A 21,796-nucleotide genomic window follows, 5' to 3' on the forward strand; every position below is an offset into this window, starting at 1 on the left:
TTGAGGCTGTAAGATTATCTTTTGGGGTTAGGCAATTACTGTGAAAACGTATCCATTTTCTCGTTTACAAAAAGCACTACTGGCGGTTGGTTCATTTTCATGTCTAGGGCTAAGTTCAGCATTGGCACATGCTGATACTGAAAAAGATACACAGCAACTTAAAACGATTAAAGTAAGCGTTCAAACAGAAGAAACAACACCAACTGCTTATTATCAACCCAAGGTAAATTTATCAGGATTTACTCAGCAAAATCTTGCTGAGATCCCTGCATCTATCAGTACAGTCACCGCGGAACGTATTGCTGACCAACATGCAAAAACCCTGACGGATGTTGTTAAAAATGATGCAGCAATCGGTGATGGTTATGCGCCCATTGGTTATTATCCAAACTTTATTATGCGTGGTTTTGGGTTAAATCTTGGATCAAGTTATTTACTCAATGGTCATTTGTTGCGTGGCGAGCAAAATGTAGCGCTTGAGAACAAAGCACAAGTTGAAATTCTAAAGGGTATGAGTGCGATTCAAAGTGGGATGTCAACACCGGGTGGTGTCATCAATTATGTCACTAAACGTCCAGAAGACATTCGTGCTATTACCGTTGAAGTAGATAGTCATGGCGGCAATCGTGTTGCAACTGACTTGGGTGGCTGGTTGGGAGAAGAGCAGCAGTTTGGCTATCGACTGAATCTGGCCAAAGAAGAAATTCATCCTTATGTTGAGCATGCAGATGGGCAGCGTTTGTTTGGCGCTTTGGCGTTAGACTGGAAGATTTCAGATCGCTCAAAATTTGAATTTGATATTGAATCACAGCGTCAACGTCAGCGCTCAGTCGCAGGTTATCAGTTACTAGATGGTACAACTGTACCCGCTGGGGTTAAATGGGATCGTTTACTTGGCTATCAAAGCTGGAGTAAACCAGTGACCAATGAAAGCCTAAATGCCAGCTTAAAATATATTTACCAAGTCAATGACAACTGGACAACAAATCTGTCTGCTGCACAAAGCCGTGTCGTGATTGATGATTATTCAGCATTTCCGTGGGGTTGTTATAGCAGTACTTGCCAAACGACAGGTTTAGGTAATACTTTTGATCAAAATGGTAATTATGATATTTATGATTTCCGTAATCCAGACGACAGCTTCTTAACCAATCAATTTAAAGCAGGCTTAAACGGCAAGTTTAGCACAGGGGCTTGGCAACATACGCTAAGTTTAGAACTCTCGCATACAGGGAAACGGCATACACAATATAATGCAATCAATGAATTGGTCGGTACAGGAAATATTTATAATGATCCTATAACGTATGCGCCTACTGATAAAACTTTAGGTACACATTATAAATCATTAGACAGTCAACAAACTGCACTGAACTTACTGGACCAGATTGACTTAAACACTGAATGGTCAGTTTTGTTGGGCGGTAAACTGATGCATTTAAATGAAAATGCCTATGATGTGGATGCAAACAACATCCGAGAGACCAATTTTAATCGTTTCTTGCCGCAGTTTGCGTTGATGTATCAACCTTGGGAACATACCCACCTCTATGCTTCTTATGCCAAAGGCTTAAGTGATGGCGGACAAGCCCCTTGGTTTGCTACTGGTATTCCTGATCAAGGTATTGAAGGTAATGCTTTTAAAACTTTAGCACCGATAAATTCAACTCAGTATGAGTTGGGTCTTAAGCAGCAATGGCAAACATTACTGTTTACCGCGGCATTATTCGATTTAACCCAAGACAATCAATACACCAACGCAGACAATTACTTTGTCACGGATGGTAAGCAACATAACCTTGGCTTAGAATTGGGTTTACAGGGACGCTTAGGGCAAAATCTAGATATGACTTCTTCTTTAGCTTTAACTCGTTCACGTTTAAAAGAAATACAAGTGGCTGATTATCAAGGTCATCAAACTCAAAATGTACCGAGTGTCCGTTTTGCCAGTCATCTGTCTTATCGAGTACCACAAGTAGATGGCTTACGTTTATTGGCTGGCATACAATACAGTAGCAGTAAATATGCCAATAAAACGGGTACAGTAAAAGTATCAGGCTATAGCGTGTTTGATGTAGGTACAGCTTATAACTTCCGTGCTTATGGTTATGACAATACACTTCGATTTAATGTTGATAACGTGTTTAATAAAAAATACTGGCGCGATGCGGGGAGTTTCTTAGGCGATGACTATTTATTTCTTGGCGCACCACGTACTGCACAACTCTCGTGGACTTTGGGTTTTTAAAGAAACTTGAGCTTATTGGACATTCAAAATGATAAGCTATTGAAGTCTATATTAAAATGCTTAAATAATTAAATACTGTCCAATCAAAAGTTTAATGATGCTTTAAACAAGAGTCATGCAATATGACTCTTGTTCTTAGAATCGTTGTTTATATCACTATCTTTTTTGATAAGTTAATTTAAATCCTAAAGAGTAACTATGATTGTCAGCAAAGATACCGACAATATCACCATTTTGACGTGCAGCTTGAGCATCTCCCAACCATAAATATCTCCCACTAATAGATATTGCCCAATTAGGTAAAAATTTATATTGAGCCCCTAAGCCTGTTCCCCAATAACCATCAATTGGACCAAGTGCATTAGCAGGGTTTCCTAACCCTGAATCCCAAAGGATTGATGCTGAAAGAGAAATTTTGTCTGTAATTTTTTGACCTAAGCCAATTTGAGCAGACCATTGATCTTTTTTATAATTGATTAAAGGATAGCCTGATCGATTTAATGTTGCAGGTGCTGTACGTTCTGCTAACTTAGGTGGTTTAAATTCAAAATTACTCCAAGGAACCCAACGAAGATTCGTTGTTAATTGTGTTGTTTTGCTTAAACCTGTTTGAAAATCAAAATTCACAGACTTGGGAGAAATAAATTTCACATTCGATAAATAAACATTCTGATTGATTGCTGTAAATTGCTCTGCTCCTTTTGCATCATGTTCTATCTCTGAGCGATATGTTAAAGAACTTTTTAGACCAACTTCAGGCTTTTTAATATTAAATCCTGCTACCCAACCCGTTGAATAATCTGAAAGTAGTTCAGCATCATAATTTGCAATGTTTTTGTAAATTTGTCCTCTTAATTTTACTTGACCTGCAACTTCTTCTATCGCAGGACCCGCGAAAATACCAAAATTCTTATTGATATTTAGACCAACTAATCCAGTTAAATTATTGCTATCCAGATTAGCTTGAGTTCCTTGTACACCATGTTCAGTTTGAGAAACAAAGTCATTTTGACCATGATGTTTTAGACTAATACTAAAGGGTTGATCGTAGATTAGTCCAAGGCTAATTTTTTCATTTAGATCAAATTTCAAACCAGAACGAAATGATGAACTTTTTCTGCTTAGATTCGGTATTTCATTAAATTTCCCCTGTGAACTTAGACCCGTATCATCTCCATCGATATGTGGTATAGAGTAATTATATGAAATTGAAGCATAGATCCCTTCTTGGAAAAAATCTGTGATTGATTGGCCAGAGCGATCAAGACCGGCCGCAACGCAATCATTGAAGAATGTTAGTGTTACTAATATCAAAAAAGTAGGTTGTTTAATATGTGAATGCATTTAGAGCCTCCAAATTCCTTTTGGGGCATACCTGTTTCAATTAATCATAAGTAAAAAAAATCAGGTATGGATAAAATGTTTTTTATAAATTATTAACGCAATATTTTTTACCTATGTGTCATTTACGCACGACACACCTGAAACCAATATGGCTAGTTGAAGTATCAATTGCTTCTGCATGCCGAGCTGCTGGTCTATATCTTTGGCAGTAATTTGGAGCACATAGATGAGAGCCCCCCTTTAAAACTCGCCGCGGAATCAAAATTTCAGGCATCGAAGGATCGTAACTATCCGTTTCTTTACCACCACGTGGATTATGAGGAATACAACAAGATTTAGTAGGGTTTTGCTGATGCACAACTGTCCAAAAATCACTGGTCCATTCCCATACATTACCAATCATGTCATATAGCCCATAATCATTAGGTGGAAATGCTTTTATTGGTGATGTACGAGCGAAACCATCTTGCAATGAATTCTTATAAGGGAAAATTCCTTGCCAAGTATTCGCCATATACTGACCATTTGGTATAAGTTCATCTCCCCAAGCAAACTCACATCCTTTACGAGCCCCTCTAGCAGCAAACTCCCATTCTGCTTCAGTTGGTAATGATTTTCCCAACCATGTTGCATAAGCATGAGCATCGTTATAAGCAATATGTACAACAGGATGGTCCTCTAAACCGTCTATCGTAGAATCAGGACCCAGAGGATGACACCATGTTGCTCCAAATTTAAACTCCCACCATTGAGACCAATCATTTAAGTTAACGAGATGTTCTGGAGGAGAAAATAAAAGTGAACCAGGTTGTAGCATATGAAGAGGAGCTCCAGGATAATCACTTGGATTAGGCGCTAATTCTGCAAATGTCACGTGACCTGTAGCTTTTACAAACTCACTGAATTGCTGATTTGTAACTGGGGCTTCATCTATCCAAAAAGGGGAAACACTAACATAGTGTTCAGGGGCTTCTTCTGGATAATGTTTATTTGACCCCATCATATAAGTACCACCCGTGAGATATATCATACCATTCGTATTTTTTTCACTTAGGTTCGTTTGTTGATTTAAAATACTCATCTAAATGGCACCGGGGTTTTATATTTCTTCATGGTTTCAAGATGTCGCATTACAGCTTCTTTTAAAACGGGAATTTGCGGTTGTTTTAATGGAGCCATCGCATTTTCTTCTTTAGCATCAATTAACAAATTAAAAATTTTACCACCATAAAGAAGAGGTTGTGCTGTACCTTGGAATGGACTCATTTGTGGCCAAGTATCTGATAGATTAAAACTTTGCTCCTTTACTAACAACTTATATTCCGCGATACGAATCCCCATAAAGTTGTCATTCGCCCAGTAATATTGAATTCGACGACGAGATTTTCCATTGTCCGCTAACAGAAAAGAGGATTGGTCAATTGTGTCCATATAGCGATCATTCGGCATCTGCTCAGAGGCCCCAGCTAGCCCTAAAGAAGTTGCATAAATGTCTGTTAAATCAAATAGACCTTCTGAAACACGGCCAGGCTTAATCACCCCGGGCCAGAATGCGATACCAGGTACACGAACGCCACCTTCATAACTTGTTGCCTTGGCTCCTCTGAAAGGAGTGAAACCTGTGTCAGGAAAAGCTTCAGTGAATGGACCATTATCACTCGTTAAAATAATGAGTGTATTTTCTAACTGACCTGATTTTTCAAGTGCTGTACGAATTTGCCCAACTCTGTAATCAATCTCTACTAAAGCATCTTTATAGGGATATTTAGCGAGAGATTTACCAGCAAAATCAGGGTGAGGGTAATTATCGTTATGACAACAACGAGCCCCCATATATAAAAAGAACGGCTTTTTGCTATCTTTCATTTCAGTTATGAAATTAATAGCTTTATCAGTAAGTTTTTCATCTACCAAACGAATAGAATCATTATTAATCGGGAATACTTGTTTTGCTTCCTGACCTTTAGAGGCTTGTACAATAGCCATAGTTTCTGCTTCAGCGGCCCAAGCTTTACGAACTGGATCTAGCATCAATTCTGGATTACGCCAAGACTCACGCCACGCAGTATAGTCATCAGAAGAGGTCAATATCCCATAATAGTCGTCAAAGCCTACATTTTGTGGTTGAGCCTCTTTCGCAGTACCTAAATGCCATTTACCTATAGCTTGGGTTATATAGCCGGCATTTTTAAGCTTTTGAGGTAGGGTCGTGCTAGGGTCTATACCACGTTCATGACTACCTTCGCCGGGTAACATTGGACGTAACAAACCAGTTCTAATTGGTAGCTGACCAGTTAATATAGTGGCACGAGTAGGAGTACATGAGGGCTGCGAATAGGCATTCATTAACTGTAATCCTTCTTTAGCCATACGATCCATGTTGGGAGTTGCAGCACCGGTTGCAACTCCACCGCCATACACGCCCAAATCTCCCCAACCCACATCATCTAATAAAATGACAATAATATTAGGTGAATGGCCAAAACGTTTTTTTAGTTCATTTAAACGTTGTTGAGTATTTTTTTCTTGTATTGGCCTAAAAATTGATGGTTCCTGATTAGGACGTTCATTCTGAGTTTTTACGAGAAAAGTATCATCTAACATAGCAGTAGGGACAACACTCTGTTGTGCCATTGCAGATAAAGCAAATGTCGAGAGTATTGCTGTACTCAAGTATAATTTAGTTGTAGAAAGCATACGTATCCCTAGTAATGCAAGCTAAAATAGATTCATTGCAAGTAACATATTAATGGTGTCTTGCATAAAAAATGAAAGATGTAAAATAAATTCAAAAATTAAATAAAATACTTTATATTTAAAACATGAATAAATCCCTTATATAAAATTCATATTTAAAAAATTAAAATTAATAAAAATCTTAAATTTGACATTAATTTACCATGAAATATTTTTTTTGGAACAATGAACGACACAATAAAGCATACATATTTAAATACAAGTTATTGTTTTTAAAAAATAAATACTGATTTAAACGCCTAAATAAGTAATGGTTTGGCAGAAATCAAAAATAATAAAATGCTAATTACTTCAATATACTAAATCCACCAAGATGAAATATTGAAACTTACAAAATATCAATTAAAATAGACCTAACAATGCCTTGTCATGATTCAGATTAAATAATTATTATTTAAAACCATGTGATTATTAACATGGTTGAATGCATTTAATATATTCCTTATAATTATCATCACATGTGAATTGCTATATGAATGATTGAATTTATGTAATCATAAATGTGGAGGAATATTGGGTACGCACACTATGTCAACTGGTAAAATTCGAGTTGGTTTAATTCTTCACGTTCTAGATAATTGTGACTTCTTCAATGTGAGAAGAGAAGCGTTACTTGATCAATGCAATTTAAATGAAGTTTCTCTTATTGACCCAAATTCATTTATCTCATTCATACATTTTGAAAAAATTATTTTATATCTATATAAGAATTCAAAAGACTCTTTAGTTGTACTAAAATTCTTTGAAAAAAATAATTCTTTAGCAAATGGTGTACTTGGCTATCTAATCGAAATTAGTTCATCACTACAGAATGCGATTGAAACTTTCGAAAAATACTTTTGAGTTAAATGGAAGTATTGGAAAAATTGAGTTAAATAAAAGCACTGAAGACATCATGTTAGAGTGGAAGTGCTTTTTTGGTGGGGCCGATTTCGTTAGATATGCAACTGAATATAAATTAGCGTGGTGGGCTAAAATTCTTTATCTAATCAAAAGTGATAGCACGGACATTTTAAAAGCTGTCCACTTTAAGCATGATATTTCAAATCGTTCAGACAATAAATTCTATAATGATTTTTTTAAATGTCCGGTATACTTTGGACAATCAGAATCGGCTATTATTTTATCTAAAAATGCTTTAGAACTTCCGTTAGTCACTGCCAATCGTGCTTTATATGAAAATATAGAAAGTTTTGCAAAATCAATTATTAAAGAATCAGGCGAAATAAGTTTTTTTTCCAACAATATTCGATCACTTTTATATTCTCAACTTTATAGCAATGGAAATTTTTCACGTGAATTTATTGCTGAAAAACTTGAAATAGGTGTTCGTACACTAAGTCGAAGATTGCATGAGGAAAATACTAAATATAGCTTAATTTTGGATGAGGTCAGGTTTGAATTAGCTAAAAAATATCTAGAAAATTATGACCATAAAATTTCACACATTTCCAAATCTTTAGGGTTCTATACAAGTAATGCGTTCATCACTTGGTTTAAGTTTTCAACAAATAAATCCCCTCAAAAATATAGAGAAGATTTTATTAACTCTCAAAATTAATCTATTTAAGTCTACTTAAGTTAAATCATCTTTTCGTCACTGATAGTGAGCTTTATTTCAAAAACGTCACCAATATCGTCTTATCGTGAGCATAGCTTTGTATATTGAAAGTAAGAGAGAACAGATTGAGTGGCAATAGCAATTTTAGCTAAATATCAAAAATTTAGATAGTATAAACCTAAAATTATAAATTGGATTTATTCTAAAAAATAACCAATTATAGAATTCTAAGCAATTTAGTAAGGAATGCTAAAAATGGACAAAAAAATTAGAGTTGCTGTGATTGGTGGTGGTATTGCGGGCTTAGCACTCACGACTCAATTGGTCAAAAATAAACATTTAGATGTGCATCTCTTTGAGTCTGCATCACAGTTTTCTGAAATTGGTGCAGGGATTTCGTTTGGTGCCAATGCAGTTAAAGCCATTCAATTATTAGGTCTAAGCCAAGAGTATGAATCTATTGCAGATCATGTAAAGACACCATACACCGATATTTGGTTTCAATGGCGTAATGGTTATACCGATGAGTATCTATCTGCATCTATTGCGCCACAAGTCGGACAGTCTTCGGTACATCGTGCAGATTTTCTCGATCGTTTAATTCCGTTGGTGCCTTTAACAAATGTACATTTTAATAAACGTGTACAAGAAATTGAGGCAGATGAAGAACAAGCGACAATTCACTTTATAGATGGTCAACATATTACATTTGATTATGTGATTGGTTGTGATGGAATTCGGTCAGTTGTTCGAAATCATGTGCTTGACTCTAATCAATTAGCGCGTGTTGAACCTCAGTTTTCAGGGACTTGGGCATATCGTGGAATTATTAAATTTCAAGATTTTAAGCAAGCCATTGCAAAACTGGGAAATGATGCCGAAATTGCCGATGTACCGCAAATGCTTTTAGGGAAAGATAAACATATCTTAACTTTCCCAATCCGTCAGGGTGAAGAAATTAACATTGTCGCATTTAAGTCGGATCGCACTCAAACCGTATTAGCAGAGAATACACCATGGACATCGCCTGTTTCAAAACAAACGATGCTGGCTGATTTTGCAGACTGGAGCGAGAGCTGTAAGGCATTATTGGATCTGATCGACTCACCAACAATTTGGGCATTACATGAAATTCAACCTTTAGAAACATATAAAAACAAAAGCAATAATGTGATTTTGATTGGCGATGCTGCTCATGCCATGTTACCGCATCAAGGTGCTGGTGCCGGACAAGGTCTAGAGGATGCTTTGATTTTAGCTAAATTATTAGAAAACCCTGAGCTGACATCTGAATCTATCAAAGCTGTATCAGAAATCTATGAGCAAGTTCGATTAGCGCGCGCCGTAAAAGTTCAAAATACCTCGCGTGAATCAGGTGAAATCTATGAGCTATATTCATCGAAATATCCTGATTTTGAATCAATAGGCCAACATTTGGCACAGCGTTTTGACTGGTTGTGGCAGCATTCGCTTGAAGATGATATTCAGACAGCTAAAGCAGCATTAGCAAAACAACTACAGCACACTGAAATGACGACTTAAACAACAAAGATTACAAACAGGACAATATGACCAGGGAGGTCTATTATGCAAATCATAAATGCAAATGAAATTATTGATCATGCTAAATTAAAAGCCATTCATTGGCGGGTGATTCTACTCAGTGCATTGATTATTATCTTTGATGGTTATGATCTAGTGATTTACGGTGTTGCTTTACCCAAGTTGATGGCAGAATGGAAAATTGACAGCATTACGGCTGGATTTCTGGGCAGTGTCGCCTTATTTGGGATGATGTTTGGTGCAATTATTTTCGGTAGCCTGAGTGATAAATTAGAAAGCTATGGATTTAGCCGCAAAAAATTAATTATTTTATGTATCTGTTTATTCAGTGGTTTTACTTTACTTTGTGGTTATGCCAATAATCCACAAAGTTTTGGAATCTTTCGGTTTTTGGCTGGTTTGGGTTTAGGCGGGGTCATGCCAAATGTAATCGCCTTGATGACGGAATATGCACCTAAAAAACTACGCTCAACCTTGGTTTCCTTAATGTTTAGTGGCTATGCAGTCGGTGGGATGTGTTCAGCTTTATTAGGAATGTGGCTAGTCCCGCAATTTGGTTGGAAAATTATGTTTATTCTAGGAGGTACACCACTTTTACTCATTCCCATAATCTGGAAGCTGTTACCCGAATCGATTGATTATTTGGTACGCCGTGATAAAACCGACCAAGCCATTGAGATCCTTAAACAAATTGACGGCAATATTACCTATACGTCTCAGACTCAAATTGGTCTTCATCAAGACAATCAATCTACCTCTAAAACCCCGATCAAGGATTTATTTGCAGAAAATCGTGGGATGGTAACACTCTTATTCTGGGGCAGCGTATTTATGGCGCTTGTACTGGTCTATGCTTTAGGCAATTGGTTACCTAAATTAATGGTAGAAGCAGGCTATGATTTATCGACCAGTTTGGTTTTTCTATTGGCTTTAAATATTGGGGGAATGCTTGGCGCAATTTGTGGTGGCTACTTAGCGGATCGTTTTAATCTTGCAAAGGTATTATGCTCACTGTTTTTAAGTGGTGCGATCGCATTAATTTTACTGAGTTATAATTTACCGACGATCATTCTTTATTTTTGTATTGCTGTTGCAGGTGCTGCATCAATTGGTGGGCAAATCTTATTATTGGCGTATATGTCCCAATTTTATTCGTCCAATATTCGTGCAACAGGCTTAGGAATGGCTTTAGGTGTGGGGCGCTTAGGCGCAATTTTAGGGCCAATCTTATGTGGTTGGCTATTAAGCTTAAGTTTGCCAATTAATTATAATTTTATTGCATTATCAATCCCCTGTATTATTGCAGTAATGAGTGTTTCAATGATTCACTTACGCTTGAAAAAAACAAAATTGGCGGTGAAAGCGCTACAAATCTAAAAGTAGAGTAGGGAGGTCTACCTCCCTCATTCAATAGAGATATGACAATTGATTGATCTAAGTCTTATTAAAGTTTTTATTATCGTTTTTGAAACTAAAAATATTAGTCACGCGGCCGAACGCCTCAATTTAAGCCAACCTTCTGTCACCTATAATCTAAATCGCCTACGTAAATTTTTAAATGATCCTTTATTTGAACGAGACAAATTTGGAGTCAAACCGACCAAGTTGGCACAAAGTTTATACCCAAGCTTTAGGCAAGCAATTACCGATATTGAAATGGCAATTACAGCGTCTAAATACTTTGACCCAAAAACCTCAACTCGGATATTTCGTTTAGGCTTATCTGATTTAGGTGAAATATGTCTGTTACCTTCGTTAATTCAATATCTTTCTAAAGAAGCACCATTTATTAAGGTGGAAATCGAAGAAATTCAATCACATAAAGTAGAAGAATGGCTGACTGAAGGTTTTTTAGATGTTGCTGTATTCAATAGTAGTTATACCGTTATGCCTAAAATTGAATCACGAAATTTATTTGAAGAACGCTATATGTGCATTGCGCATAAGTACCATCCACGTATAAGGGATACACTGAGTTTAGAACAATATTTTCAAGAAAATCATGCGGCTATTAAATCTTCAACAGGTCACATTGAAATTGATCAAAGACTGAAAGAACTAGGCTTAAAAAGAAAAATCATGCTTGAGCTTCCTCATTTTAGTGTTTTACAAGATGTTGTGACCAGTTCTGAATTATTAGTGACTTTGCCATCACGGGCAGCAAAAGTATATGCGCGTAATGGTGATGTCAATATTTTTGAATTACCGTTTTCAGTTAAACCGTTTAATGTGAGTGCCAATTGGTATAACCATCGAGATGACATAGAAGCCAGAACATGGTTTATCCAAACACTACAAGAACTTTTCCAATCGCTATAACGCCGTATTCTTATTTGCAATGCGTTAAAAAACAGTGAATAGAGCCATAACTTATCTGAACTAATCTTTATTTGAATGAGAGTTTCAAGTAATCAGCATTAAGAATTAAAAATCTATTTATCTTGTCAAAAATAGAATATCATTCCAATAATAGATAAATCAGTGACTCATTTTTTTAATTTCTTATATAAAGTGAACTGCATGAAATTACAGCTAGATAAATACGATCGTGGGATTTTGGAACTATTACAAAAAGATTGTACTTGGGCGATTGGCGATATCGCAGATCGTATTGGATTAAGTAATACAGCATGTTGGCGACGCATTCATAAAATGGAAGAAGAAGGCATCATTCGCGCCAAAGTTGCTTTATTAGATCGTAAAAAACTAAATATCAATGTGATTGTCATGGTTTTTATTAAAACAGCACAACATAATGCAGAATGGATTGAAAAATTTCACAATCATATCCACACAATCGATGAAGTTATAGAAGTGTATCGGATGGCTGGAGAGACTGATTATTTGTTAAAAGTCGCTGTACCCGATGTGCTTGAGTATGACAAAGTGTATAAAAAAATAATTCAAATTTCTGGCCTTACTGACGTGAGCTCCAGTTTTGCGATGGAACAAATTAAATATACGACTGAATTACCTTTAAATTTTCTTTGATCATTGATGTTTTTCCATAAAAATCAAAGCTAGGTCTCAATAAGATGTATTTATTTTATGGTTGATTTGTTCCGCATTTTACTAAGAAAGAATCGTACTATCTCCCTTTATAACAATATAAAATTAAATCAACATTTAACAAAGTAAATTTGCTAGGCATATTTTCTAAGTAAATGACTTTAAAAACTACTCAATAACGCATTGAACATATCAATCAGCCACATTATGAATATTTACCTTATCATGTCATTATGGGAATAAAATTCCCATTAAATATTCAAATACGGATTTATATTCTATATTTTTAAAAAAATAGTGATTTATTTAAAATATAAATTCTATGCATTTTATCTATCATTGGTTGTAGAAATATTTGTTAGAAATCATGCTGGTGCTGCTATGAATCACTTTTGTACACAAGTCATAAATTTGGGAAGAACCCCTCAGCGTTTTGATGGTTTGGTGAACACACCTGTTTATCGAGGCTCAACTATCGTCGTCGATAGTTTTAAAGAATGGGAAGATCATAAGCAAAATGGTGGTGTTTATAAACATTATGGCCGTTTTGGTGCTGCTACAGCAAAGTCTTTTGAAAGTGCAATTAATGCATTAGAAGGTGGTGCAGGATGCATGGTTTTCCCATCTGGACTATCGGCTTGTACTCATGCATTAATGGCATTTGTTGCAGCAGGTGATCATGTTCTGATTGCTGATAATATTTACGGGCCAACACGAAGTTTTGCAGACAGTATGTTGCCCAAACTGGGAATCCATGTTGAATACTTTAACTCATGTAATTTAGATGAGTTAAACAACAAAATTAATCAAAAAACCAGTGTGGTCTTTGTAGAGTCACCAGGTTCAATTACTTTTGAAATTAGCGATATTGCCGCAATCTCAGAAATAAGCCATCGAATGAATGCCAAGGTTTTAGTAGATAACTCTTGGGCAACGCCATTGTTTTTTCAACCTTTAAAACATGGAGCAGATGTCTCAATTCAGGCTGTCACAAAATATATTGGTGGGCATTCTGACATTCTCATGGGAACTGCAACAGCAAATGCAGCATCCATAGAGCAATTAAATAAAGTTGTACATTTTTTTGGTGAAACGACAAGTCCAGATGATATTTATCTAGCATCACGTGGGTTGCGTAGTTTAGCCGTTCGCTTAAAACAGCATGAAGAGAATGGCGTAATACTCGCTCATTATCTAAATGAACATCCTGCAATTGATCTGGTAAATCATCCAGCTTTAGTAATGAATCCATATCATAAACTATGGCAACAGAGCTTCTCTGGTTCTACAGGCTTATTTTCTTTTTATTTAAAACAAAACAATCCGTGTTTTGTTGAGGCTTTCTTTGATTCTTTAAAGCTTTTCCACATCGGCTTGTCATGGGGTGGATTTGAAAGTCTGATTTTGCCAGTTGGAACACCTTATCGCACTCAAAGTCATTTGCCTAGTCGTGGATATTTGGTGCGCCTACATGCAGGACTTGAACATGTAGACGATTTAAAAGCGGATTTGGATGAGGCTTTGGCTATTGCGCAGTGTGCGATAGCTTAATTTCATTATACTTTATCGTAAAATGAGACCTTAAATATCCAATATAGCAAGACTATAGAAGAAACCCTCTAATAAAATAGAGGGTTTAATTTAAAATGGATTAAAAATTATAGCGGACACTTAATGTGGCATTTCTTGGTGTACCCCAATTCATAGAGTTTGCACCAATACCTTCGTAGTATTTCTTGTCAAAAATATTGTCAACGTTCAGCTGAAGCTTAATGCTAAGCCTCATCTTCAACATGAATTTAATCAGACGCTTTTGGCTGATCAAATTGAGTAATTAGCCAATGATGAACTTTCGATAAGGCTTCAGCACCAACGGTATGACGTGGATAAACGACATAAAATCCTGTTTCCATGGCTAACTCCTGTGGAAAAACTTTAACCAGTATTCCAGACGCTAACTCTGAGTGTACAAATATTGGATGGGTTAAAGTAATTCCTTGAGCAGCAATAGCAGCATCAATCGCAAGTGCAGTCTGATTAAAGCGGATATTTTTAAATAGATTTTGCGTATTCTTGAATTTTAATTTCTCAATAAAATGCGGCCAAAGATTATGTGCATCATGTAATAAGGTGAACTGGTCTAAGGTGCTGATCTCTAAAGATTCCTGATTTGATAGCTTAAGTGACTTGATTAACTTAGGACTTGCCACCGCAATAAAGGTGTCTTGCAACAGTAATTCAGTATTTAAACTTGTACCAAATGGTGGTTTACCATAACGAATTGCCAAATCAACAGCATCATTTTGAAAATGGGAAACTCGTTCTGTAGCCAAAATCTGCAAGTCAATATCAGGATGAGATTGTCTAAATTGATTTAATCGAGGAATTAACCATTTCGCTGCAAAAGTTGGTGTAACACTCAATGTAATCTGCTGATTTGAATGGTGAAACGATTGAGTTGCCTCAAAAATTAAACTAAAAGCCTGAGTAATGCTCGCGGCATATTTTCGACCATTCGCTGTTAAGTTTACGCCTTTCGAATGTCTCTCAAATAACTTTATTCCCAATTCTTCTTCTAAATGACGGACATGCTGCGCAATTGCACTTTGAGTGACATGTAACTCTTCGGCAGCGAATTTAAAATTTAAATGCCGACTGGCGGCCTCAAAGGCCTTTAATGCGTTCAAAGGTGGTAAGCGATTGAGTAGCGTCATACTATAGTTTTTCTACATTCAATTAAGAGAAAAGGTCAAACCAGATCAACGGAGCTTAATGCTATTCTAGTTGCAGTATTTATATATATTCGATCATAAAACATTTAGAGGATAGCACAAATGACTGTAGAAAAAGTAGCATTAATCATGGCTGGTGGAAGTGGTATGGGGGCAGCAGCCGCACGAAAATTACATCAAGATGGCTACCATGTGGGTATTCTTTCTTCTTCAGGTAGAGGAGAAGAGCTTGCTAAACAACTCGATGGCATTGGTGTGACAGGTACCAATCAATCTACAGCTGATATCAACAAGCTGATTGAGCAAACATATCAAAAATGGGGGAGGATTGATGTTTTAGTCAATAGTTCAGGACACGGTCCACGTGCACCTATTTTGGAAATCACTGATGAACAATGGCATTTAGGTTTAGATACTTATTTAATGAATATTATTCGCGCCACTCGCTTAGTCATTCCGATCATGGAAAAGCAGAATGCAGGGGTGATTATCAATATTTCGAGTGCGTGGACATTTGAACCCAGTGACCTGTTTCCGACCTCAGCTATTTTTCGTGCAGGACTGGCTTCGTTTACTAAGATTTTAGCGGATCAATATGCGGCAAAAAATATTCGTGTGAATAATATCTTACCAGGATGGATTGATAGTTTGCCTGAAACCGAACAACGTCGCCAATCTGTGCCGTTGCAACGCTATGGTACCAGTAAAGAAATTGCTGCAACTATCAGTTTTCTTGCTTCACAAGGCGCAGGTTATATCACAGGGCAAAATATTCGTGTAGATGGCGGTATCACTCGTTCAGTTTAATTCATGATGATGACCTTAGTTCAGCCTTATCAATGAGTTTATAAGGCTGAATAGAATAATCTAATGATTAGATACACGATTAATTTTATTGAATTTATGTTTGCTTAATCTAATTATTTCGAGCTATCCATTTCAATTTTAAAATGCCACGCGCTTAGAAAAATTCGGCAGGCTTCTTCATTCAACTGTTGTAACTCTTCAGAAGTGGGAACTGCACCACCTAATAACGTTGCAGGATACGCATAGCCCATAACAGCGCCAAGGAACGCTTTAGCTGCTGCTTCAGAATTTGAAATTTTGATAATTCCCGCATTGTTAGCTGTTTCGAGAATATTGATCATCGATTTTTTGATACTTCCATACGTACGTTGTTGAACCTGCTCAAGTATTTCTGGCATTTCTACTAATGCTATAATGATTAACCTTTGAAGACGAATTACGTTGGTATTGTAGAAATGATTTTGAACAGTTTGGCCAATTTGTATTAATAGCTGCTCTAACATCATTATTTCATTTAAATTATTCTTCTCATCAAATGGTGTTTCCATTTCTGCTTTGAAGTTCTCAAAAATTTCAATGAGTAGAGCTGTTTTTGTTGGGAAGTGATTATAAAGTGTCTGTCTCGTAGTTCCTGCTTTTATCGCAATTTTATCTAAACTTACATCTAAACCATGTTCAAGAAATTGCTCACGTGCTGCCAAAATAATATTTGGACGAGCTTTAGAAGGACGTCCTCGACTTTTCTTTAACATAATTAACCTGAATCGCGGATAAGAAATTGACTTAAAAAAGAGGATAGAGCCATCAGTTGAGTTACCACACAAAACTCACAACCCAGTCCTTATGTTAGATAGTACCCAATTATTCTGTCTAATTGATGGTTTCTTTCTAGAATTTGAAGCAATTTATTGGAATTCTTAAAGCAAAACCATAGATGCTTAAGGATTCCTAACTCAATGCTCAGTATTAACTCGTCCCATTTGTTTAGAAGCCTACCTTGTTATCAACATATGATTCATCTGATCAAAAGCAAGATTCTGGTTAATTACAATTTTCAACCTATCAATATTATTTACTTTACAGTAAAGTAAATAAATTATCTATAAGTCTATGGTTCTAGATATGCCTGATTTGAGATTTACTTGTTATAAAATATTTTTTTCCGTTGTTTTACTCCCTTTTATAAATGGGTGTGATTCAGACCAACCTGTAAAAAAAGCAACACAGCAGGTGAGTGTGATAACCATAACTCCTGAAACTATAGAGACTGACCGAGTATTAGCTGGCCGGACAGTTGCATCTGAAGTCTCACAAGTTAGACCTCAAGTAAATGGTGTAGTTGTTGCACAGCTTTTCCAAGAGGGTTCATATGTTAAAAAGGGGCAGCCGCTTTATAAAATTGATTCAACGCTTTATCGAGATAGTCTTGCAGAGGCATTAGGTAATTTTGAATTGGCTCAGGCAACTGTAAATTCAACTCGCCTTCAAGCTGAACGTTATGAGCAATTAATTAGTGTCAATGGTGTTAGTCGTCAGGAGCTTGATGATGCGAGAGCAACTTATGCGCAAGCAAAGGCTGCAGTGAACGTTAATAAAGCATTGTTAAAAACTGCACAAACCAATCTTAACTATACTCAAATCACAGCTCCAATTTCGGGGAGAATCGGTCGATCTGCGATTACACGTGGAGCCCTTGTAACATCTAGTCAAGTAGATGCTCTAGTAACTATTCAGAATTTAGATCCAATGTATGTAGATTTAACTCAATCCAGTGATGAATATATGGCGCTTCGGAAACAACTTACAGAAGATGGGATAGAGCCCGAGGAGTTAACTGTAAGTTTGGAGTTGAATAATGGAATGAACTATCAAGAAAAGGGAATTTTTAAGTTTAGCGATATCACCGTAGATGAAGCAACTGGGAGTGTCACATTAAGAGCTTCATTTGCAAATCCGAATCAATCTTTATTGCCAGGAATGTATGTGCGGGCACAACTTGGTACAGGACCACGTCCAAAAAGTTTATTAATTCCCCAAGGGATTGAAATTAGAAATGCTGATGGTGAGGTATTTGTATGGGTTATTGGACAAGGGAATAAAATTGAACAAAGAGCGATTACTTTAGGCGAAGCCATAGACAATCGATGGTTAGTATTATCTGGTTTGCGTTCTGGAGATAAAGTTGTTGTCGAAGGTCTGCAAGGATTAAGTGCAGGTATGGCCGTTGAACCTACACCCATTCGCTGAGGAATTTTCGTATGCTGTCTAGTTTCTTTATCGCTCGTCCGATATTCGCTTGGGTACTGTCCATATGCATTATGGCGATGGGTGCAATTTCCATTTTCACTTTATCTGTTGAGCAATATCCTGATATTGCACCTCCCGGTGTAAATGTAACAGCAAACTATCCTGGTGCATCAGCCAGTACAGTTGAAGATAGTGTTACTCAAATATTAGAGCAACAAATTAAGGGAATTGATGGTTTACTTTATTTTTCATCTACAAGTAGTTCAGCTGGTCAGGCTCGTATTAGTTTGAGTTTTGATCAAAATACGAATCCAGATACAGCTCAAGTTCAGGTACAGAACGCAGTAAATCAGGCATTGAGTCGTTTACCACAAGAAGTTCAACAACAGGGCATAACCGTTACAAAGTCTCAAGGAGATAGTCTGTTAGTTTTTGCTCTTTATGATGAAAGTGGTGCAAGATCAGATGTTGATATATCTGATTACATGGTAAGTACACTTCAAGACCCACTAAGTCGGGTAGATGGGGTTGGTGAGATCACAGTATTTGGTGCGCAATATGCGATGCGAATATGGCTTGATCCGCATAAGCTAAATAGTTATAGCTTGATGCCATCCGATGTTAGAGTTGCTATTGAAGCTCAAAATACTCAAATCACAGCAGGTGAGCTTGGAGCTTTACCGACTAAAGAAAACCAAGCTTTAAATGCAACTGTTACTGCATTGTCTCGTTTACAAACGGTAAGTCAATTTGAAAATATTATTTTGCGGACTGAGCCAAATGGCAGTGTAGTATTGCTAAAAGATGTTGCTCGTGTCGAACGAGGCGCAGAAAGTTATCAGACTACCACGAGATTGAATGGTAAATATGCTTCAGGTATGTCAATTCAGTTAGCGTCAGGTGCAAATGCCCTTGAAACAGCTGAACGTGTTAAAGCAGAGGTTTCAAGATTAACAGCATCCATGCCAGCAGGTTTAAAGGTGGCTTATCCACGTGATAGTACTCCATTTGTAGAAGCATCTGTTCAAGGCGTGATTAAGACCCTAGCTGAGGCAATCTTCCTTGTCATTATTGTGATGTTCGTGTTTTTGCAAAGTTGGCGCGCCACATTAATTCCTGCAATTGCTGTTCCAGTGGTTTTGTTAGGTACCTTTGGAATTCTGAGTGTATTGGGTTATACCATTAACACATTGACATTGTTCGCGATGGTATTGGCGATTGGACTCTTGGTTGATGATGCCATTGTTGTTGTAGAAAATGTTGAGCGTGTAATGCATGAGCAAGGTCTTGATCCAAAAGAAGCTACGCTTATTTCTATGAAAGAAATTTCAGGTGCCTTAGTTGGTATCGCAATGGTCTTGTCTGCTGTATTTCTACCAATGGCTTTTTTTGGTGGCTCCGTAGGGATGATTTATCGGCAGTTTTCTGTGACATTAGTCTCAGCGATGGTGCTTTCTGCTGTGGTTGCCCTAACTTTATCTCCAGCCTTATGTGCTACTTTACTTAGACCTAACAATCATCAGCGTAAAAAGAGACGTTTCTTTACTTGGTTCAATCAAAAAGTAGAGCTAAGTCAGTCCAAATACCGTAATTTACTCGTTAAGATCATCAGTAAACCTAAAATATTTATGGTTTTATTTGTTGTGATCACTGCTTTATTAGGGTGGCAATACACACGAATGAATACGGGCTTCCTCCCACAAGAAGATCAGGGTTCTGTCATGGTCCAATTTAGTACGCCTGTGGGCTCGACCTTAGCTGAAACCCAAGAAATAGGTAACCAAATTTCAGAGTATTTCATGACGAATGAGAAAGATAACTTGAACGTTATTTTTATGGTTATGGGACGAAATAATGCTGGTAGTGGTCAGAATGTAGGTATGGCATTTGCCAGTCTAAAACATTGGGATGATCGTAAGGGAGAGAATAATACTGCCGAGGCAATTATTTCTCGTGCAAATGCACATTTTCGCTCAATGAAACAAGCGCGGGTTCAAGTACTTTCTCCATCAGCGGTACGTGGATTAGGTCAATCCAGTGGTTTTGAATTATGGATGCAAGATGCTGAGGGTAAAGGGCGAGATGCTTTGTTAGCTGCGCAAAGTACGGTTCTAAAAGAGGCAAGTGCAGATTCTGGACTTGCCGCGGTTCGATTAAATGGACTCGAAGATAAATCTCAATTACAAGTCAATATTGATCAACGTAAGGCAAGTGCATTCGGTTTAGCACAGACTGATATTAGTAGTACTTTATCAACTGCATGGGGTGGTTCATATATTAATGACTTCATTGATAGAGGTCGTGTCAAACGCGTTTATTTACAAGGTGATGCGGCATATAGGTCATTACCACAAGACATTGGTCAGTGGTATGTAAGAGGAACGACAGGAGCGATGACACCATTTGCTAGTTTCTCATCTGTTAATTGGCAAATGGGACCGCAGATGTTGCAACGTTTTAATGGTCTTTCATCTGTTCAGCTTCAAGGTTCTGCCGCAACTGGTGAAAGTTCAGGGGCTGCAATGAATAAAATGCAACAGTTAATTGATCAACAACAAGGCTTTAGTCTTCAATGGAGTGGCTTGTCTTATCAAGAAAAGTTAGCGAGTGGTCAGACGATTTGGTTATATTTGGCATCTATCATATTTATTTTTTTATGCTTAGCTGCATTATATGAGAGTTGGTCAATTCCATTCTCCGTTTTGCTTGTTATCCCTCTTGGATTAATTGGTGCTGTTATTGCAGCCAGTATTGCAGGATATGTTAATGACATTTATTTTCAGGTCGCGATGCTGACAACCATTGGTCTTTCAGCTAAAAATGCGATTCTTATTGTAGAGTTCGCAGCAGCGAAACTAGCAGAGGGTCAGTCATTAATAGAAGCTGTTATTGAGGGTGCAGGCCAAAGATTAAGACCCATTATCATGACCTCATTGGCATTTGTTGCTGGTGTTTTACCACTGGCAGTTTCAACAGGAGCTGGTGCAGCGAGTAGAAGAGAAATTGGTATAGCTGTAACAGGAGGGATGATATCCGGCACATTGCTTTCAATTTTCTTTGTTCCATTATTTTTCTTTTTGGTACGTAAGGTATCTATAAGATTGAAAGTTTCTCCTAATAAATGATGTAAGGTCCTTACTTATATTATGTGCATTAGGATACTCAGTAACGTGATGTATAATCTTGGATCATCACGTTACTGAGCTGTGGCAACAATAGTGTTGTCTAGCCACAGTCTTGGATATCTTAGTTAACTTATGTTTATATAAAATCTAGTTCATAATTATAAGGAAAGGAGAAACATACTTATTAAATTTAATAATTTAAACTGATAATTTTCAAAAATAGTAAATTAAGTTCATGTACTAATGACAATGATCTCAACATACATTAATTACAGGACAAAACACATTTTCTGCTAAAAAAACGGCTTTAGTGATAATAGAAGAGTTAGAAAAGTCATAACTTAATGACTCAAAAAAACCTAAAAGCAAAATCAGTGATGGCTTTACTTTTAGGTGAGTTAAA

16 protein-coding genes and 2 pseudogenes are annotated in these 21,796 nt (G+C 36.9%); 13 read left to right on the forward strand and 5 right to left on the reverse strand.

The window, feature by feature from the left end; all coding sequences use genetic code 11:
- The first annotated feature begins 40 nt into the window (after positions 1 to 40).
- On the forward strand, positions 41 to 2,248 hold the full coding sequence (locus tag FY049_RS06650; protein WP_446083396.1) for a TonB-dependent siderophore receptor: 2,208 nt from the start codon (positions 41 to 43) through the stop codon (positions 2,246 to 2,248).
- Between the two features lie 156 nt (positions 2,249 to 2,404).
- Here FY049_RS06650 and FY049_RS06655 read toward each other — a convergent pair whose 3' ends face one another.
- The 3 genes from FY049_RS06655 to FY049_RS06665 form a co-directional block, all read right to left on the reverse strand.
- Positions 2,405 to 3,592, reverse strand: coding sequence for an outer membrane protein transport protein (locus tag FY049_RS06655; protein ID WP_105712615.1), 1,188 nt, complete (start codon positions 3,590 to 3,592; stop codon positions 2,405 to 2,407).
- 118 nt (positions 3,593 to 3,710) lie between these two features.
- Positions 3,711 to 4,673: a formylglycine-generating enzyme family protein gene (locus tag FY049_RS06660; RefSeq protein ID WP_197724414.1), complete on the reverse strand. Its 963-nt coding sequence runs from the start codon at positions 4,671 to 4,673 to the stop codon at positions 3,711 to 3,713.
- Positions 4,670 to 6,289, reverse strand: a complete 1,620-nt coding sequence (locus tag FY049_RS06665) for an arylsulfatase (RefSeq protein ID WP_446083397.1) — start codon at positions 6,287 to 6,289, stop codon at positions 4,670 to 4,672. The genes FY049_RS06660 and FY049_RS06665 overlap by 4 nt, the downstream gene beginning before the upstream one ends.
- Positions 6,290 to 6,877: 588 nt before the next feature.
- On the opposite strand from FY049_RS06665, the gene FY049_RS06670 reads away from it, so the two are divergent.
- The 7 genes from FY049_RS06670 to metC all read left to right on the forward strand — a co-directional run bounded on the left by FY049_RS06670 (position 6,878) and on the right by metC (position 14,033).
- The gene (locus FY049_RS06670) at positions 6,878 to 7,192 is read left to right on the forward strand and encodes a hypothetical protein (RefSeq protein WP_446083398.1); all 315 of its coding nucleotides are present in this window, start codon (positions 6,878 to 6,880) and stop codon (positions 7,190 to 7,192) included.
- Positions 7,161 to 7,910, forward strand: a complete 750-nt coding sequence (locus FY049_RS06675; protein WP_446083399.1) for a helix-turn-helix domain-containing protein — start codon at positions 7,161 to 7,163, stop codon at positions 7,908 to 7,910. Before FY049_RS06670 ends, FY049_RS06675 begins: the two co-directional genes overlap by 32 nt.
- Before the next feature lie 255 nt (positions 7,911 to 8,165).
- Positions 8,166 to 9,452, forward strand: a complete 1,287-nt coding sequence (gene salA / locus FY049_RS06680) for a salicylate 1-monooxygenase (RefSeq protein ID WP_446083400.1) — start codon at positions 8,166 to 8,168, stop codon at positions 9,450 to 9,452.
- A gap of 45 nt (positions 9,453 to 9,497) precedes the next feature.
- Entirely contained in the window at positions 9,498 to 10,850 is a 1,353-nt protein-coding gene (locus tag FY049_RS06685; protein ID WP_105712619.1) for an MFS transporter, read from the forward strand.
- Positions 10,851 to 10,898: 48 nt separating this feature from the next.
- Entirely contained in the window at positions 10,899 to 11,792 is an 894-nt protein-coding gene (locus FY049_RS06690) for a LysR family transcriptional regulator (RefSeq protein ID WP_081409302.1), read from the forward strand.
- A 201-nt stretch (positions 11,793 to 11,993) separates the two neighbouring features.
- Positions 11,994 to 12,464 carry an Lrp/AsnC family transcriptional regulator gene (locus tag FY049_RS06695; RefSeq protein WP_004720411.1) on the forward strand — a complete coding sequence of 157 codons (471 nt, stop codon included), beginning with the start codon at positions 11,994 to 11,996 and terminating at the stop codon, positions 12,462 to 12,464.
- 399 nt (positions 12,465 to 12,863) lie between these two features.
- Positions 12,864 to 14,033 (forward strand): cystathionine beta-lyase, encoded by a 1,170-nt coding sequence (gene metC / locus FY049_RS06700; protein ID WP_446083401.1) that lies wholly within the window; start codon positions 12,864 to 12,866, stop codon positions 14,031 to 14,033.
- A gap of 248 nt (positions 14,034 to 14,281) precedes the next feature.
- Here metC and FY049_RS06705 read toward each other — a convergent pair whose 3' ends face one another.
- Positions 14,282 to 15,196 carry a LysR substrate-binding domain-containing protein gene (locus FY049_RS06705; RefSeq protein ID WP_333669477.1) on the reverse strand — a complete coding sequence of 305 codons (915 nt, stop codon included), beginning with the start codon at positions 15,194 to 15,196 and terminating at the stop codon, positions 14,282 to 14,284.
- A 120-nt stretch (positions 15,197 to 15,316) separates the two neighbouring features.
- Between FY049_RS06705 and FY049_RS06710 the strand changes: the two genes are divergently transcribed.
- Positions 15,317 to 16,021 carry an SDR family oxidoreductase gene (locus FY049_RS06710; protein ID WP_262780279.1) on the forward strand — a complete coding sequence of 235 codons (705 nt, stop codon included), beginning with the start codon at positions 15,317 to 15,319 and terminating at the stop codon, positions 16,019 to 16,021.
- 113 nt (positions 16,022 to 16,134) lie between these two features.
- Here FY049_RS06710 and FY049_RS06715 read toward each other — a convergent pair whose 3' ends face one another.
- Complete coding sequence (locus FY049_RS06715) at positions 16,135 to 16,773, reverse strand: TetR/AcrR family transcriptional regulator (RefSeq protein ID WP_446083402.1); 639 nt, start codon at positions 16,771 to 16,773, stop codon at positions 16,135 to 16,137.
- Positions 16,774 to 16,864: 91 nt separating this feature from the next.
- Between FY049_RS06715 and FY049_RS06720 the strand changes: the two are divergent.
- From FY049_RS06720 to FY049_RS06735, 4 genes and pseudogenes are all read left to right on the forward strand, one after another.
- A pseudogene (locus tag FY049_RS06720) lies at positions 16,865 to 16,971 on the forward strand (IS982 family transposase); the annotation flags it as partial.
- 172 nt (positions 16,972 to 17,143) lie between these two features.
- On the forward strand, positions 17,144 to 18,268 hold the full coding sequence (locus tag FY049_RS06725; RefSeq protein ID WP_446083403.1) for an efflux RND transporter periplasmic adaptor subunit: 1,125 nt from the start codon (positions 17,144 to 17,146) through the stop codon (positions 18,266 to 18,268).
- An 11-nt stretch (positions 18,269 to 18,279) separates the two neighbouring features.
- Entirely contained in the window at positions 18,280 to 21,393 is a 3,114-nt protein-coding gene (gene adeE, locus FY049_RS06730; RefSeq protein ID WP_446083404.1) for a multidrug efflux RND transporter permease subunit AdeE, read from the forward strand.
- A gap of 265 nt (positions 21,394 to 21,658) precedes the next feature.
- A pseudogene (locus tag FY049_RS06735) lies at positions 21,659 to 21,733 on the forward strand (type 1 glutamine amidotransferase domain-containing protein); the annotation flags it as partial.
- Positions 21,734 to 21,796 lie beyond the last annotated feature (63 nt).

The sequence above is a fragment of the Acinetobacter sp. 1125_18A genome (assembly GCF_052824985.1).